Origin of the sequence: Bradyrhizobium sp. SSBR45G, from assembly GCF_030159255.1 — a bacterium.
In the GTDB taxonomy this organism is placed as follows: domain Bacteria; phylum Pseudomonadota; class Alphaproteobacteria; order Rhizobiales; family Xanthobacteraceae; genus Bradyrhizobium.
The window spans coordinates 24,837-40,453 of the sequence record NZ_BSCT01000054.1; the positions used below are offsets into that span (position 1 = coordinate 24,837).

At 66.1% G+C, this 15,617-nt stretch carries 13 protein-coding genes; 12 read left to right on the forward strand and 1 reads right to left on the reverse strand.

Annotation, left to right across the window (positions count from 1 at the left end; genetic code table 11):
• Positions 1–4: 4 nt before the first annotated feature.
• The gene (locus QQL87_RS35060; protein WP_284423661.1) at positions 5–859 is read left to right on the forward strand and encodes a TIGR01459 family HAD-type hydrolase; all 855 of its coding nucleotides are present in this window, start codon (positions 5–7) and stop codon (positions 857–859) included.
• A gap of 71 nt (positions 860–930) precedes the next feature.
• Here the strand turns inward: QQL87_RS35060 and QQL87_RS35065 are convergent, their stop codons facing one another.
• Positions 931–1,326 carry a response regulator gene (locus tag QQL87_RS35065; RefSeq protein WP_006613531.1) on the reverse strand — a complete coding sequence of 132 codons (396 nt, stop codon included), beginning with the start codon at positions 1,324–1,326 and terminating at the stop codon, positions 931–933.
• 267 nt (positions 1,327–1,593) lie between these two features.
• Between QQL87_RS35065 and QQL87_RS35070 the strand changes: the two genes are divergently transcribed.
• From QQL87_RS35070 to QQL87_RS35120, 11 genes are all read left to right on the forward strand, one after another.
• Positions 1,594–2,574, forward strand: a complete 981-nt coding sequence (locus QQL87_RS35070) for a bifunctional riboflavin kinase/FAD synthetase (RefSeq protein ID WP_284423662.1) — start codon at positions 1,594–1,596, stop codon at positions 2,572–2,574.
• A gap of 226 nt (positions 2,575–2,800) precedes the next feature.
• Entirely contained in the window at positions 2,801–5,800 is a 3,000-nt protein-coding gene (ileS, locus tag QQL87_RS35075) for an isoleucine--tRNA ligase (RefSeq protein WP_284423663.1), read from the forward strand.
• A 400-nt stretch (positions 5,801–6,200) separates the two neighbouring features.
• Positions 6,201–6,698 carry a signal peptidase II gene (lspA, locus tag QQL87_RS35080; protein ID WP_284423664.1) on the forward strand — a complete coding sequence of 166 codons (498 nt, stop codon included), beginning with the start codon at positions 6,201–6,203 and terminating at the stop codon, positions 6,696–6,698.
• A gap of 216 nt (positions 6,699–6,914) precedes the next feature.
• Positions 6,915–7,580, forward strand: coding sequence for a hypothetical protein (locus QQL87_RS35085; RefSeq protein ID WP_284423672.1), 666 nt, complete (start codon positions 6,915–6,917; stop codon positions 7,578–7,580).
• 180 nt (positions 7,581–7,760) lie between these two features.
• Entirely contained in the window at positions 7,761–9,143 is a 1,383-nt protein-coding gene (locus QQL87_RS35090; protein ID WP_284423665.1) for a M16 family metallopeptidase, read from the forward strand.
• A complete protein-coding gene (locus QQL87_RS35095; RefSeq protein ID WP_284423666.1) occupies positions 9,143–10,522 on the forward strand; it encodes a M16 family metallopeptidase in 1,380 nt (459 codons plus the stop codon). The genes QQL87_RS35090 and QQL87_RS35095 overlap by 1 nt, the downstream gene beginning before the upstream one ends.
• Positions 10,523–11,712: 1,190 nt before the next feature.
• Positions 11,713–12,132, forward strand: coding sequence for an alternative ribosome rescue aminoacyl-tRNA hydrolase ArfB (gene arfB, locus QQL87_RS35100; RefSeq protein ID WP_284423667.1), 420 nt, complete (start codon positions 11,713–11,715; stop codon positions 12,130–12,132).
• 342 nt (positions 12,133–12,474) lie between these two features.
• A complete protein-coding gene (locus QQL87_RS35105) occupies positions 12,475–12,792 on the forward strand; it encodes a c-type cytochrome (protein ID WP_349817313.1) in 318 nt (105 codons plus the stop codon).
• A 1-nt stretch (position 12,793) separates the two neighbouring features.
• Entirely contained in the window at positions 12,794–13,189 is a 396-nt protein-coding gene (locus QQL87_RS35110; protein ID WP_284423669.1) for a VOC family protein, read from the forward strand.
• A 52-nt stretch (positions 13,190–13,241) separates the two neighbouring features.
• Complete coding sequence (locus QQL87_RS35115) at positions 13,242–13,790, forward strand: gluconate 2-dehydrogenase subunit 3 family protein (protein ID WP_284423670.1); 549 nt, start codon at positions 13,242–13,244, stop codon at positions 13,788–13,790.
• A 38-nt stretch (positions 13,791–13,828) separates the two neighbouring features.
• The gene (locus QQL87_RS35120) at positions 13,829–15,397 is read left to right on the forward strand and encodes a GMC family oxidoreductase (RefSeq protein ID WP_284423671.1); all 1,569 of its coding nucleotides are present in this window, start codon (positions 13,829–13,831) and stop codon (positions 15,395–15,397) included.
• The last annotated feature ends 220 nt before the right edge of the window (positions 15,398–15,617 follow it).

Genomic DNA, 15,617 nt, shown 5'->3' on the forward strand with positions numbered 1-15,617 from the left:
TGCCATGACCGCCCTGCGCTTTGAACAGCGGCTGCGTGACCTGGTCGGCCGCAAGCGGGTGCTGCTGAGCGACATCTGGGGCGTGGTCCATAATGGGCTGGAATCCTTCCCCGAGGCCTGCGAGGCGCTGCATCGCTTCCGGCGCGAGGGCGGTACGGTGATCCTCATCACCAATGCCCCGCGGCCGGCCGATTCGGTGCAGCGGCAGTTGCGCAAGCTCGGCGTCGCCGACGACGTCTACAGCGCCATCGTCTCGTCCGGCGACCTGACGCGCCATTACGTCGCCGACCATCCGGGCGGCAAGGTGTTCTGGCTCGGCCCCGAGCGCGACAACTCGATCCATCGCGGCCTCGAGCTGGCGCTGTCGCCGCTCGAGGAGGCCTCCTACATCATCTGCACCGGCCTCTATGACGACGAGACCGAGACCGCCGAGGACTACCGGCCGATGCTGCTGCGCGCCCGCGAGCGCAAGCTGCCGCTGATCTGCGCCAATCCGGACATCGTGGTCGAGCGCGGCGACCGCCTGATCTACTGCGCCGGCGCCATCGCCGAGCTCTATCGCGAGTTGGGCGGCGAGGTGATCTTCTACGGCAAGCCGCACCGGCCGATCTACGAGCGGGCCATGATGCTGGCCGAGCAGCATGCCGGCCGGCCGGTCGGCCGCGAGGAGGTGCTGGCGATCGGCGATTCCGTCCGCACCGATCTCGCCGGCGCGCATGGCTTCGGCATCGACTGCCTGTTCGTGACCCGCGGCATCCATTCCGAGGAATTCGCCGGCGTCGAGCAGCTCGATCCGGCCTCGGTCAAGGAGCTGTTCGGCCATCCGCCACGGGCGCTGATGCGCGAGCTGAAATGGTGAGCGGATCGTAAAACGCAAAACGCCCGGCTCAGCGCCGGGCGTATTTCTTTCTGGAGCAGATCAGGCCGGTGTCAGGCCGTCGCCATGTCCGGGAAGACGGCGTCGATCTTGGTCTTCAGCGTCGCCGCGTTGAACGGCTTGACGATGTAGTTGTTCACGCCGGCCTTCTTGGCCGCGATCACGTTCTCGGTCTTGGATTCCGCCGTGATCATGATGAACGGCGTGGTCGCCAGATTCGGATCGGCGCGGACCTCGCGGAGCAGGTCATAGCCGGTCATCGGCTCCATGTTCCAATCGGAGATCACGAGGCCGTACTTCTTGGCGCGCATCTTGTTGAGCGCCATCGAACCGTCGCTCGCATCGTCGATGTCCTCGAACCCAATCTGTTTCAGCAGATTCCTGATGATCCGGATCATGGTGCTGTAATCGTCGACGACGAGCACCGGCATCGTCAAATCAACCGCCATCTTGACTCCCCCAGACGCGAACACAACGCGAGACTGTTACCAAAACGCTCTTTAGGCTCAGGTCTTCAGCGACCCCGCCATCCAGTCTCAGGAGTAGCACCAGCCGTTAAACAGCGCGTTAACTGCACCACCGCTGCATGTCGCTATTGCTGCACTGCATGAGCCGGGGAACCCCTCCGGCTTGACTTCGGCAGGCCGGCCGCCCACCGTCGGAGCCACCCCCCGCCGGCTGGCGGTCTTTCGAAATCTGCGAGATATTTCCGTCACATGTCCGCTTTCACGATCATCCGCGATTCCACCCCGCCACAGGACATCCTCAAGGGCGCGGTGGTGGCCATGGGAAATTTCGACGGCGTGCATCTCGGCCACAGGGCCGTGATCGGCGCCGCCATCGAGATGGGCAAGACCAGGGGGCGCCCGGCGCTGGCGCTGACCTTCGAGCCGCATCCGCGGCGCTTCTTCAGCCCCAATACCCCCCAGTTCCGGCTCACCGACGAGACCGCCAAGCTGCGGCTGCTGGCCGGCGCCGGGCTCACCGGTGCCGTGGTGATGACCTTCGACAAGGGCCGGGCCCAGACCTCGGCGCAGGATTTCATTCACCATGATCTGATCGGCCGGCTCGGCGTCGCCGGAATCGCGGTCGGCTACGACTTCCATTTCGGCAAAGGGCGCGTCGGCTCGCCCAGCCTGCTCGCCAACGAGGCCCCGAAGCTCGGCATCGAGGTCGATATCCAGGCCCATGTCGACATCGACGAGCGGCCGGTGTCCTCGACCGCGATCCGCGAGGCCCTCGCCGAGGGCCAGGTCTCCGAGGCGACCGCCATGCTCGGCGGCCCTTGGTTCGTGACCTCCGAGGTGATCCACGGCGAGAAGCGCGGCCGCGACCTCGGCTACCCCACCGCCAACATGCGGCTCGACCGCGATTGCGGGCTGCGCCACGGCATCTACGCCGTCCGCGTCGGGCGCGGCCGCGGCACTGAGCGGGTGCTGATCGACGGCGTCGCCAATTTCGGCCGCCGGCCGACCTTCGACAATGGCGCGCCGCTGCTGGAAACCTTTTTGTTCGATTTCAAGGACAGCCTCTATGGCGAGGTGCTGGATGTCGCCTTCATCGGCTTCATCCGCGAGGAGGCCAAATTCACCTCGATCGAGGCCCTGATCCGGCAGATGGACGACGACAGCGCCAAGGCCCGCGCCCTGCTGGCGGCGAACGCCGGTCTCTTCCCCCGCCTCGGCGAGATCGGCTGAGCCCTCGACCGGCTCCGGGCCGGCGCACGATCGCTTTGCGATTTCGCCATCCGGCTGCTATGAGGGAGCCCCATGTTGATACGGCGCATCATCGGCATTAGCGGCCCGGCTTCCGCCTGAGCTTTTCGAGCTCGGCGCAAGACCGGGATGTCTCTGCTCGTTCCGCCGCCCGCGATCGCAGATCGCGCCTCAGCGCCCCTCTTTGAGCTCATCAAGCCAGATCAAGATGTCCGAGAAGCCGCAAAAGTCCGACGCCGCCGACTATTCCAAGACCCTGTACCTGCCGCAGACGGATTTCCCGATGCGCGCCGGCCTGCCGCAGCGCGAGCCGGAGATCCTGAAATATTGGAACGACATCGACCTCTACGGCAAGCTGCGCGCGACCGCCAAGGGACGGCCGAAATTCGTCCTGCATGACGGCCCGCCCTACGCCAACGGCAACATCCATATCGGGCATTCGCTGAACAAGATCCTCAAGGACGTCGTGACCAAGAGCCAGCAGATGCTCGGCCACGATTCCAACTACGTGCCGGGCTGGGACTGCCACGGCCTGCCGATCGAGTGGAAGATCGAGGAGGAGAACTATCGCAAGAAGGGCAAGACCAAGCCCGACTTCCGCGATAGCGCCGCCATGGTCGCGTTCCGCCGCGAGTGCCGCGCCTATGCCGACCACTGGCTCAACGTGCAGCGCGAGGAGTTCAAGCGTCTCGGCGTGATCGGCGACTGGGACCATCCCTACGCCACCATGACCTATCCGGCCGAGGCGCAGATCGCGCGCGAGCTGATGAAGTTCGCCGCCAACGGCACGCTGTATCGCGGCTCCAAGCCGGTGATGTGGAGCGTGGTCGAGAAGACCGCGCTGGCCGAGGCCGAGGTCGAGTACGAGGACTATCAGTCCGACACGGTGTGGGTGAAGTTTCCGGTGACCTCGCCGGCGCATGGCGCGCTCGCCAGTGCCTCCGTAGTGATCTGGACCACCACGCCCTGGACCCTGCCCGGCAACCGCGCCATCTCGTTCTCGCCCAAGATCGCCTATGGCCTCTATGAGGTCACCGACGCGCCCGCCGATAATTGGGCGAAGACCGGCGACAAGCTGATCCTGGCCGACGCGCTCGCCGAGAGCGTGTTCAAGCAGGCGCGCGTGACGTCGTTCGAGAAGGTCCGCGACATCCCCGGCGACACGCTGGATGCGGTCGAATGCGCGCATCCGTTCAAGGGTCTCGCCGGCGGCTACAACTTCGTGGTGCCGCTGCTCCCGGGCGACCACGTCACCGACGACACCGGCACCGGCTTCGTGCACACCGCGCCCGGCCACGGCCGCGAGGACTTCGACGTCTGGATGGCCAACGCGCGCGAGCTCGACGGCAGGGGCATCGCGACCACGATCCCCTACACCGTCGACGAGAACGGCGCGCTGACCGATCATGCCCCCGGCTTCACCGGCAAGCGGGTCATCAATGACAAGGGCGAGAAGGGCGACGCCAACGAGGCGGTCATCAAGGCGCTGACCGAGGCAGGCCAGTTGCTCGCGCGCGGCCGGCTGAAGCATCAGTACCCGCATTCCTGGCGCTCCAAGAAGCCGGTGATCTTCCGCAACACGCCGCAATGGTTCATCGCGATGGACAAGGACATTGCCGATGACGGCAAGGCCAAGTCCGGCGACACGCTGCGCGCCCGCGCGCTGCACGCGATCTCGGTCACGCAATGGGTGCCGGCCGCCGGCCAGAACCGCATCACCGGCATGATCGCCAACCGCCCGGACTGGGTGATCTCGCGTCAGCGCGCCTGGGGCGTTCCGATCGCCGTGTTCGTGCGCGAGAAGGCCGACGGCTCCGCCGAGATCCTGCAGGACGAAACCGTCAACACCCGCATCACCGACGCCTTCGCCAAGGAAGGCGCCGACGCCTGGTACGCCGACGGCGCGCGCGAGCGCTTCCTCGGATCGCGTGCGAACGAAGACTGGAAGAAGGTCGACGACATCTGCGACGTCTGGTTCGATTCCGGCTCGACCCACGCCTTCGTGCTCGAAGACCCCGTGCACTTCCCCGGCCTCTCCGGCATCAAGCGCAAGGTCGATGGCGGCCAGGACACGGTGATGTACCTGGAAGGCAGCGACCAGCATCGCGGCTGGTTTCACTCCTCGCTGCTGGAGAGTTGTGGCACCCGCGGCCGTGCGCCCTATGACGTCGTGCTCACGCACGGCTTCACGCTCGACGAGAACGGCCGCAAGATGTCGAAATCGCTCGGCAACACCATCGAACCGCAGAAGGTGATCAAGGATTCCGGCGCCGACATCCTCCGCCTGTGGGTGTGCGCGACCGACTATGCCGACGACCAGCGCATCGGCCCGGAGATCCTGAAGAACACCATCGAGACCTACCGCAAGCTGCGCAACTCGATCCGCTGGATGCTCGGCACCCTGCATCACTACAAGCGCAGCGACGCGGTCGCCTTCGCCGACATGCCGGAGCTGGAGCGGCTGATGCTGCATCAGCTCGGCCAGCATGCCGAAGTCATCGGCCGCGCCTATGCCGCGTTCGACTACAAGACGGTGATCTCCTCGCTCGCGGCGTTCATGAACACCGAGCTGTCGGCGTTCTATTTCGACATCCGCAAGGACACGCTGTATTGCGATCCGCCGTCCTCGGTGGCGCGCAAGGCGGCGCTGACCGCGATCGACCTGATCTGCGACGCGATCCTGAAATGGCTGGCGCCGGTGCTGTCCTTCACCACCGACGAGGCGTGGCGGATGGTTCGCCCCGACGCCGCGCCGTCGGTGCATCTGACGCTGTTCCCGGATGCGATGGACGGCTATCGCGACGATGCGCTCGCCGCGAAGTGGGAGACCATCCGCAACGTCCGCCGCGTCGTCACCGGCGCGCTGGAGCTCGCGCGCGCCGCCAAGACCATCGGCTCCTCGCTCGAAGCCTCGCCGATCATCTACGTCGCGGACCGCTCGCTGCTCGGCACGCTGTTCGATACGGATCTCGCCGAAATCTGCATCACCTCGAACTACGAGGTCCGCGAAGGCGAGGCACCGGAGGGCGCGTTCCGGCTCGATGCGGTGCCGGGTGTCGCCGTGGTGGTGGAGAAGGCGGTCGGCCGCAAATGCGCCCGCTCCTGGAAGATCCTGGAGAGCGTCGGCGACGACAAGGACTATCCCGACGTCTCCCCGCGCGACGCGCAAGCGCTGCGGGAGTGGAAGGCGCTGGGCGTCGGTATGTGACGCGTGACCGCGCGACACCCACAACTGTCGTCCCGGCGAACGCCGGGACCCATAACCACCGGCGTTCATGTTGACGAAGGACGATGACCCAGACTTGCTCCGCCAACACACATCACGCGGTATGGGTCCCGGCATTCGCCGGGACGACAGCAGAGATTGTGGAAACGTCTCGACCCAACAGGCAGCGGCGGCTTCTCGCGTGAGGCTGCCCAGCCGCCTACGACACCCACAATCGTCGTCCCCGCGAACGCGGGGACCCATAACCACCGGCGTTCATGTTGACGAAGGACGATGACCCAGACTTTCTCCGCCAACACACATCACGCGGTATGGGTCCCGGCGTTCGCCGGGACGACAGCGGTATTTGCCGCGAGTTGCTTCGCATGATCGCGCTCACCCGATGACCCCCCGCCTCCGCCTCGGCCTCCTCGCCGGCTTCGTCACCCTGGTGCTCGACCAGGCCTCCAAGCTGTGGCTGCTGTATGTGTTCGACCTCGCCAACCGCGGCACGGTCAAGGTCGCGCCGTTCTTCGACCTGTATCTGGCCTGGAACATCGGCATCAGCTTCGGCTGGCTGCAGAACGAGAGCGCGCTGGCGCAATATGGGCTGATGGCGGTGAAGGCTGTGGCCGTGGTGCTGCTGGCGGTCTGGATGGCGCGCTCGGAGACGAAGCTGGCCACGACGGCGCTCGGCATGATCATCGGCGGCGCCATCGGCAACGGCATCGACCGGCTGGCCTATGGCGCGGTGGTCGATTTCGCGCTGTTCCACGTCGAGATCGGCGGCACCGTCTATAACTGGTACATCTTCAATCTGGCCGACGTGGCCATCGTTGCCGGGGTGGCGGCCCTGCTGTATGACTCCTTCTTTGGGGTCCATGCCGCAAAAGCGCCCTGATCCGGGTCGATACCGGCCGGTGCCGATCCGGGTGTCAAGAGACTGACGTTCTTCACGTTTTCGGGATCGGCCGGTGACCGGACGAGCCGCGCAGGGCGCGGGTGCAAATCGGTCGGGCAGCGGCCGGTTCGTCGGAGCACGAGCACTGGACAAGCCAGCACTGGACAAGCGAGGACAGGACAAGCCATGCGCAAGACCGAAGTCAGTGGCCGCATCATGACCCACGCAGCCCTTCGTACCCTGCGGCTGTCCGCCGTCGCGCTCGGCATCGGGCTCGTCATGGCCGCCGGCGCCGCCCGCGCCCAGGACGACGAAGAGGACGACAAGACCTTCGAAGAGAAGATCGTCGACAACCTGATGCGCGGCCTCGGCGGCACCAACATGGAGACGCCGACCATCAATTACCGCGAGCGCTCGCCGCTGGTGGTGCCGCCCAAGATCGATCTCCCCCCGCCGGCCTCCGAGGCCAAGGCGACCGCGCCGAACTGGCCGAAGGACCCGGACGAGCAGCAGCGCCGCGCCGCCGCCGCGGCCCGCAAGAAGGAGATCAAGGACCCCGCCAATTCGTCCCGTCAGCTGACCCCGGCCGAGATGAAGATGGGCCGCACCGCTTCGGCCAAGCAGACCGAGCCGGTGCAGCCCGGCGTGACCAACAACCCGATGCTGAGCCCGTCGCAGCTCGGCTTCAAGGGCGGCCTGTTCGGCATGTTCAAGGGTAATGACAAGGAGGAGGCCAAGTTCAGCTCCGAGCCGCAGCGCGAGAGCCTGACCCAGCCGCCCCCGGGCTACCAGACCCCGTCGCCGAATTACGCCTATGGCACCGGCCCGAAGGAGCCGCTCGGCGCCAAGCAGTTGGACATCATGACCGGCAAGGAACGGTGAGGCGGCTGGCCTCACCGGGGCGCCCCGGATTGACCGGCGGCTTGGCCGTTAGCGAAATTTAATGTCTTGCGACGGCACGATGCCATCGCCTCTTTGTGACGCCGGGCTCCGTTCCGCGCGGTGTAGCATGCTGCGCCCCAACCCGATCGCCCGACCTCGCGGGCCTTCAGAAGGATCATGATGTCCTCGCACCGGTTCAACTCCGTCGCCGCCGCGCTCGTCTCCCTCCTTGCGTTCACGGCCGGCGCGTCGGCGCAAACCACGTTCGCCTCCGAGCCCCCCGCCAGCTTCACCCTCCCCAATGGCCTGCAGGTCGTCGTGATCCAGGATCACCGCACGCCGGTGGTCACCCAGATGATCTGGTACAAGGTCGGCTCCGCCGACGAGACGCCCGGCAAATCGGGGCTGGCGCACTTCCTCGAGCATCTGATGTTCAAGGGCACCGAGAAGCATCCGGCCGGCGAGTTCTCCAAGACCGTGCTGAAGATCGGCGGCAATGAGAACGCCTTCACCTCGGTCGACTACACCGGCTACTTCCAGCGCGTGCCGCGCGACCAATTGCCGAGGATGATGGAGTTCGAGGCCGACCGCATGACCGGCCTGGTGCTGAAGGACGAGAACGTGCTGCCCGAGCGCGATGTCGTGCTCGAAGAGTACAACATGCGCGTCGCCAACTCGCCGGAAGCCCGCCTCAACGAGCAGGTCATGGCGGCGCTCTACGTCAATCATCCCTACGGCCGCCCGGTGATCGGCTGGAAGCCCGAGATCGAGAAGCTCAGCCGCGAGGATGCGCTGGCGTTCTACCGCCGCTTTTACGCGCCGAACAACGCGATCCTGGTGATTGCCGGCGATACCGACGCCAAGGAGGTCCGGCCGCTGGTCGAGCAGACCTTCGCCAAGGTCCCATCGCAGGCCGACATCCCCGCACGCCGGCTGCGACCGCAGGAGCCGGAGCCGATCGCGCCGCGCACGGTCACGCTGGCCGATCCGCATGTCGAACAGCCGTCGATGCGCCGCTTCTATCTGGTGCCCTCGGCCACGACCGCAGCGACCGGCGAATCCGCAGCCCTCGATGTGCTGGCGCAGCTGATGGGCAGCGGCAGCAACTCCTATCTCTACCGCGCACTCGTCGTCGACAAGCCGCTCGCGGTCAACGCCAGCGCGTCCTATCAGGGCACCTCGCTCGATCCGAGCCAGTTCTCCGTCGCGGTGGCGCCGCGACCCGGCGTCGAGTTCGCCCAGGTGGAGGCCGTGGTCGACAGCGTCATCGCCGAGATCGCCCAGAATCCGGTGCGCGCCGAGGACCTCGAACGGGTCAAGACGCAGCTCATTGCCGAGGCAATCTACGCCCAGGACAACCAGGCGACGATGGCGCGCTGGTATGGCGGCGGCCTGACCACCGGGCTGAGCATCGAGGACATCCGAAGCTGGCCGGATCGCATCCGCGCCGTGACCGCCGAGCAGGTCCGCGCCGCCGCGCAGAAATGGCTCGACAAGAAGCGCTCGGTCACCGGCTATCTGATCAAGGACAATGCCGCCAAGCGCGAGGAGAAGCGGTCGTGATGAACACAATGACCTTCGCCCGCCGCGTCGCCTGCGCACTCACCGTCGCCACCGCGGCGTTCACGCTCGCACCGGCCGCCCAGGCCGCCACCAAGATCCAGCGCCTGGTCTCGCCCGGCGGCATCGAGGCCTGGTTCGTGCAGGACGCCACCGTGCCCTTGATCGCGATGGAGTACGCCTTCGAGGGCGGCGCCACGCAGGATCCGGCCGGAAAGCCCGGGGTCGGCAATCTCGTCGCCGATCTGCTCGACGAGGGCTCCGGCGATCTCGACTCCAAGACCTTCCATGAACGGCTCGACCGCCGTGCGATCGAGCTCTCCTTCCAGGTGGCGCGCGACAATTTCCGCGGCTCGCTGCGCATGCTGCGCGACAACAAGGACGAAGCCTTCGACCTCCTGCGCACGGCGCTGACCTCGCCGCATTTCGACAGCGCCGATGTCGAGCGCGTCCGCTCCCAGGTGATCTCAGGCCTGCGCCGCGAGACGACCAATCCGAGCTCGCTGGCGGGACGCAAGTTCCTCGAGCTCGCCTTCCCCAACCACCCCTATGGCCGGCCGGCCAACGGCACGCTCGACAGCGTGCCGGCCATCACCGTCGACGATCTCAAGGATTACACCCGCCGCGTGCTCGCCAAGGACACGCTGAAGGTCGCCGTCGTCGGCGACGTCGATCCGGCCACGCTCGGCAAGCTCCTGGACCAGACCTTCGGCAGCCTGCCGGCCAAGGCCGAGCTGACGCCGGTGCCCGACGTCGCCGCCGCCAAGCCGCCGCAGCGCGTGCTGGTCGCGCTCGACGTGCCGCAGACCGTGATCACCTTCGGCGGCCCCGGCATCCGCCGCCACGACCCCAACTTCATGGCGGCCTATGTCGTCAACCACATCCTCGGCGGCGGCGGCCTGTCGTCGCGGCTGTACAAGGAAGTGCGCGAGAAGCGCGGCCTCGCCTACTCCGTCTATGACGCGCTGCTGTGGATGGATCATTCCGCCCTGTTCATCGGCAACACGGCGACCCGCTTCGACCGCGCCGGCGAGACCATCGCCGCCGTCGAGCAGGAAATCCGCCGCATCGCCGACGAAGGCCCGACCCAGCAGGAGCTCGACGAGGCCAAGTCCTACATCAACGGCTCGCAGATGCTGGCGCTCGACACCTCCTCCAAGCTCGCCCAGGCGCTGCTGCAATACCAGCTCGACAAGATGCCGATCGACTACATCGAGAAGCGCAGCGAGATCGTCAACGCGGTGACGCTCGACGACGCCAAGAAAGCGGCCAAGCAGCTCTGGAGCCAGGGTCTGCTGACCGCGGTGGTCGGCCGCACGCCGCAGGCTTCGGCGGAGCCGGCGCAGGTGCCGCCAACGGCGCCGGTGACGAAGACGAACTGAGCGTAGCACAGGGCGCTCGTCGCCCTGCTTTCAGCGCTGCACAATGGCTGTTAGTTACTCCGTCATGCCCGGGCTTGTCCCGGGCATCCACGTTTTTCAGGTCGTCGGCAGCGTGGATGGCCGCACCTTCACCGCGCCGAAGCGGATTCAACCACGCGGCGGGACAAGCCCGACCCTGACGATCGATCGCGGCTGACCGCCGCCGGCGCCACAAAAACGGTGTCGTCCCGGCCTTGAGCCGGGACCCATACCCCCCAGGGCGAGGTTTGGGGCAGACTGGTCATTGGCACCTGCCGCCTCACGTCGGCTGCGGCGTATGGGTCCCGAGTCGGCGCCGTCAGCCCCGCTTCGCGTCGCTGACGGCTTGCCCGGGACGACAGCGGAGGACCACGCGTAGGCTTCCGATTAAAATAATCATCTTGCTATTTTTCGGAATTCATGATTATCTCCGCCCATCCCGCCTCACTGCGGAGGGGCGTTGCGCGCGATCGTCACGACACGCGAGGCGGGGAGCGGTGGCCGCGAGGGATCGCAGCGTCTTCTCATCGAGGGCGCGGACGAACGATCTGTCGCGGACGTGAAGTCGCAGGGTCCTGACACCCCGACGCTGGTGTCACGTTCGCGACGGCGCTAACGCGCCGCGCGGATCATGGTGGCCAACAAGCCCGGCGCACCAGGGAGACTGCGTATAAGCGTGAAACCCATCGCGCGGGGAATGCCGGGATGTCTCGGCTGAACCTGTGGTACCTGCCGCCTGCATTTTTTAAGCAGGCGGGCCATGGGTGCGGCCAGCGCCCGGCATTCCCCGCGCCCTCTGCATGTTCGCGAGGGCCATGACGAACGCAAGCCTCGGGCGTGAGATGCCGCGAGAGCGCGAAGCCATGTCGATCGCTGTTTGAGCCGTGCATACCATCCCACCCTCGCTGTCGTCCCGGACAAGCCGCGACGCGCGCCAGCGCGGCGCTGCGCCGATCCGGGATCCATACGCCGCAGCCGACGTGAGGCGGCAGGTGTCAACGACCAGCCTGCCCCAAACCACTCCCTGGGGTTATGGATCCCGGCGTTCGCCGGGATGACAGCGGAGATCGTGATGACGGTCCCGAGCCAACGATGCCGGCGATGTGAACCCGCGCACACCTCCCCTAAACCCGCTATGGTGCGCGCGAAAACCTCGATTCCACTGGTGCCCCATGCTGCGGATTTCCCGCGACCTCGCCATCAACGAAGACGACATCGAGATCACGTTCGTGCGCGCCTCCGGCCCCGGCGGCCAGAACGTCAACAAGCTGTCGACCTCGGCGCAGCTGCGCTTCGATACCAGCCGGATCACCCTGCCCGAGGATGCGACGGCACGGCTGGCGCGGCTGGCCGGCCAGCGCATGACCAAGAACGGCGTCATCGTGATCCAGGCCGAGCGCTTCCGCACCCAGGAGCGCAACAAGGCTGATGCGATCGACCGTCTCGTCACGCTGTTGAAGGAGGCGATGATCAGGCCGAAGGTGCGGCGCCCGACCAAGCCGACCTTCGGCTCCAAGCAGCGCCGGCTCGAGGGCAAGAAGATCCGCAGCGACGTCAAGGCCGGTCGCGGCGGGCGCCGGTTCGACGATTAGTTGGCGATCATCATAGTCGAGCGAGAGACGTCCGCAGCGTGATGCAAAACGACCTGCCCACGCTTGATCTTAGCACCTTCAAATCTCGTGCCGCTGCGTCGACGATCGATGGCATGACGATCAGTCTGGATTGCTGACGCACATTCCGCGCTGCACCCACCTGCGCACGCTTTGTTCCTCGCGAAACAGCCGGCTACTACCACGGCGCGCCGGCTGCGACCTACGCTCGGAGAAAATCGCGAGCGAGGATCGATGTCGGGACGGCGTGCGGCGCAATATGCGCTTCTTCTCTGCGGGTCATTCGTGTGCGCGGTGCTGAGCACCACGATCGTATCTGCGCAGATGGCGCTGCCCGCCCCGAAGCCCGCCGACGGCGCGACCTTGTTCAAGCAGCAATGCGGCGTCTGCCACACGTTGAGCAGCGCTGAGCCTGTGCGCCAGGGACCGCCACTGGCGAAGGTCGTCGGCCGCCGCGCCGGCTCGGTCGAGGGCTTCCGCTATTCGGCCGGCTTCGCCAAGGCCGACTTCACCTGGGACGAAGCCAAGCTCGACGCCTGGCTGACCAATCCGCAAGAGCTGATCCCCGGCGCCGTGATGGCCTACCGCCAGGCCAAGCCCGACGTGCGCGCCGCGATCATCACCTATCTGAAGGACAATTGAGATGGCCAAGCCCGTCCATTCCATGATCCGCGTGCTCGACGAGGCCAGGGCGCTCGACTTCTACAAGCGCGCCTTCGGCCTGGAGATCGCCGACAATCTGCGCTTCGACGGTTTCGCGCTGATCTATCTGCGCCATCCGTCGTCGCCGTTCGAAGTCGAGCTCACCGTCAATTTCGACCGCAAGGAGCCCTACACGCTCGGCGATGGCTATGGCCATCTTGCGGTGGTGGTCGACGACCTCGACGCCGAGCATGCCCGCTTCGAGCGCGAGAACCTCGCGCCGGGTCCGCTGCGCGATTTCAAGCACAACGGCGCAACGCTCGCGCGCTTCTTCTTCGTCAGCGATCCCGACGGCTACAAGATCGAGGTGATCCAGCGCGGCGGCCGGTTCGGCTGAGGCCAAGGAACTACGACACGACACAAGTAAAAAACAAACGGAGGAAAGTGCCATGAGAGAAGTCGATCGCCGCAACAAATACGACCGCCGCGTCTTTCTCAAGGGCGCGGCTGCGACGGTGCCGGCCGCGGCCGTCGCCTCGGCAACCGGCCTCAGCGTCACCGATGCCTGGGCCGAAGATGCCAAGGCGCTGACGCCGGCTACGCTGAAGACCTTGGTGAAGGTCGCACGCGACATCTACCCGCACGACTTCCTTGCCGACCGCTACTACATCACGGCCGTCAAGCCCTGGGACGACAAGGCGGCCGAGGACGCCGCCGTCAAGGCGATGATCAATGACGGCATTGCCCGGCTCGACCAGGATGCGAAGGACCGCCACAAGGTGCCGTATGCGCAGGTGCCGTGGGAGGTCGACCGCGTCGCGCTCTTGCAGGGTATCGAGCAGACGACCTTCTTCAAGACCATCCGCGGCGACCTCGTGGTGTCGCTGTACAATCAGAAGGAGCTCTGGCCGAAGTTCGGCTACGAGGGCTCATCCGCCGAGCATGGCGGCTACATCAACCGTGGCTTCTCCGACATCGACTGGCTGCCGAAAGCCTGACGCCGGCGAACAACAAAGAGAACACGGAGGAAACCACCATGGCCAAATTCGATCAGACCGATTCGAGCGTCGTCGTCATTATCGGCTCGGGCGCCGGCGGCGGCACCTTGGGCAACGAGCTCGCGCAGAAGGGCATCAAGGTCGTCATTCTCGAAGCCGGCAATCGCTACGAGATTCCCGACTTCATCAACGACGAATGGGAGAGCTTCACCCAGCTCGCCTGGACCGACATGCGCACCACGTCCGGCAACTGGCGCGTGGCGAAGGACTTCGCCAATCTGCCGGCCTGGATCGTGAAGGCGGTCGGCGGCTCGACGGTGCACTGGGCCGGCGCCTCGCTGCGCTTCGATGAGCACGAGTTCAAGGCCCGCACCACCTATGGCGGCGTGCCCGGCACCAGCCTGCTGGACTGGCCGGTGACGCTCACCGAGATGGAGCCATGGTACGCCAAGGCCGAGTTCAAGATGGGCGTGACCCGCACCAACGACATTCCCGGCCTGCCCGGCAACAACAACTTCAAGGTCCTCGAAGCCGGCGCCCGCAAGCTCGGCTACAAGACCGTGCACACCGGCAACATGGCGATCAACTCGCAGCCGCGCGACGGCCGCGGCGCCTGCCAGCAGATCGGCTTCTGCTTCCAGGGCTGCAAGTCCGGTGCGAAATGGTCGACCTTGTACACCGAGATCCCGAAGGGCGAGGCCACCGGCAATCTCGAAGTGCGCCCCGGCAGCATGGCGATCAAGATCGAGCATGATGCCTCGGGCAAGGTGACCGGCGTGGTCTATGCCGACAGCCAGGGCAAGATGCAGCTGCAGAAGGCCCGCATCGTCGCCGTCGCCGGCAACTCGATCGAGAGCCCCAGGCTGCTGCTCAACAGCGCCTCGAACCTGTTCCCGGATGGCCTTGCCAACTCGTCGGGCCAGGTCGGCCGCAACTACATGCGGCACATGACCGGCAGCGTCTATGCGACGTTCGAAAATCCCGTGCACATGTATCGCGGCACGACGATGGCCGGCATCGTCCGCGACGAGGCGGCGTTCAATCCGAAGCGCGGCTTCGTCGGCGGCTACGAGATGGAGACCTTGTCGCTCGGCCTGCCCTTCATGGCCGCGTTCCTCAATCCCGGCGCCTGGGGCCGCAGCTTCACCGCGGCGATGGAGACCTATCCGCGCATGGCCGGCATGTGGCTGGTCGGCGAGGACATGCCGCAGGAGACCAACCGCATCACGCTCGATCCGGCCGCGAAGGACAAGTTCGGAATGCCGGTGGCGTCCGTGCATTTCGACGATCATCCCAACGACGTCGCGATGCGGGCGCATGCCTACAAGCAGGGCTCGGCGATCTACGAGGCGGTCGGCGCCACGGTCACCTACCCGACCACGCCCTATCCCTCGACGCACAATCTCGGCACCAACCGGATGAGCGAGAAGGCCAAGGACGGCGTCGTCAACAAGTTCGGCCAGACCCACGACATCAAGAACCTGTTCGTGTCCGACGGCAGCCAGTTCACCACGGGCGCGGCGTGCAATCCCACGCTGACCATCGTGGCCCTGGCGATCCGCCAGGCCGACTACATCGCGGGCGCGATGCAGAAGAAGGAGATCTGATTGGCAAGTCGTTTCCGTGTTGGGCACACGGCTTGCGACGATTGCGGTCAGCGCCTCCCCCGCTTGCGGGGGAGGTCGCATCGCATCGAAGATGCGATGCGGGTGGCGGAACGCTCCGGCGGGACTGCCCGCGCGGTGCCCCCACCCCGCCCTCCCCCGCGCGCGGGGGCTACCGGATTCACACTTCGCCTCGGGCTAAGAGGTTTGCGCCGCGTTTCAT

Coding starts and splice junctions, on each gene's coding strand:
- QQL87_RS35060 (WP_284423661.1), top strand. CDS start 5: ATGACCGCCCTGCGCTTTGAACAGCGGCTGCGTGACCTGGTCGGCCGC.
- QQL87_RS35065 (WP_006613531.1), bottom strand. CDS start 1,326: ATGGCGGTTGATTTGACGATGCCGGTGCTCGTCGTCGACGATTACAGC.
- QQL87_RS35070 (WP_284423662.1), top strand. CDS start 1,594: ATGTCCGCTTTCACGATCATCCGCGATTCCACCCCGCCACAGGACATC.
- ileS (WP_284423663.1), top strand. CDS start 2,801: ATGTCCGAGAAGCCGCAAAAGTCCGACGCCGCCGACTATTCCAAGACC.
- lspA (WP_284423664.1), top strand. CDS start 6,201: ATGACCCCCCGCCTCCGCCTCGGCCTCCTCGCCGGCTTCGTCACCCTG.
- QQL87_RS35085 (WP_284423672.1), top strand. CDS start 6,915: ATGACCCACGCAGCCCTTCGTACCCTGCGGCTGTCCGCCGTCGCGCTC.
- QQL87_RS35090 (WP_284423665.1), top strand. CDS start 7,761: ATGTCCTCGCACCGGTTCAACTCCGTCGCCGCCGCGCTCGTCTCCCTC.
- QQL87_RS35095 (WP_284423666.1), top strand. CDS start 9,143: ATGAACACAATGACCTTCGCCCGCCGCGTCGCCTGCGCACTCACCGTC.
- arfB (WP_284423667.1), top strand. CDS start 11,713: ATGCTGCGGATTTCCCGCGACCTCGCCATCAACGAAGACGACATCGAG.
- QQL87_RS35105 (WP_349817313.1), top strand. CDS start 12,475: ATGGCGCTGCCCGCCCCGAAGCCCGCCGACGGCGCGACCTTGTTCAAG.
- QQL87_RS35110 (WP_284423669.1), top strand. CDS start 12,794: ATGGCCAAGCCCGTCCATTCCATGATCCGCGTGCTCGACGAGGCCAGG.
- QQL87_RS35115 (WP_284423670.1), top strand. CDS start 13,242: ATGAGAGAAGTCGATCGCCGCAACAAATACGACCGCCGCGTCTTTCTC.
- QQL87_RS35120 (WP_284423671.1), top strand. CDS start 13,829: ATGGCCAAATTCGATCAGACCGATTCGAGCGTCGTCGTCATTATCGGC.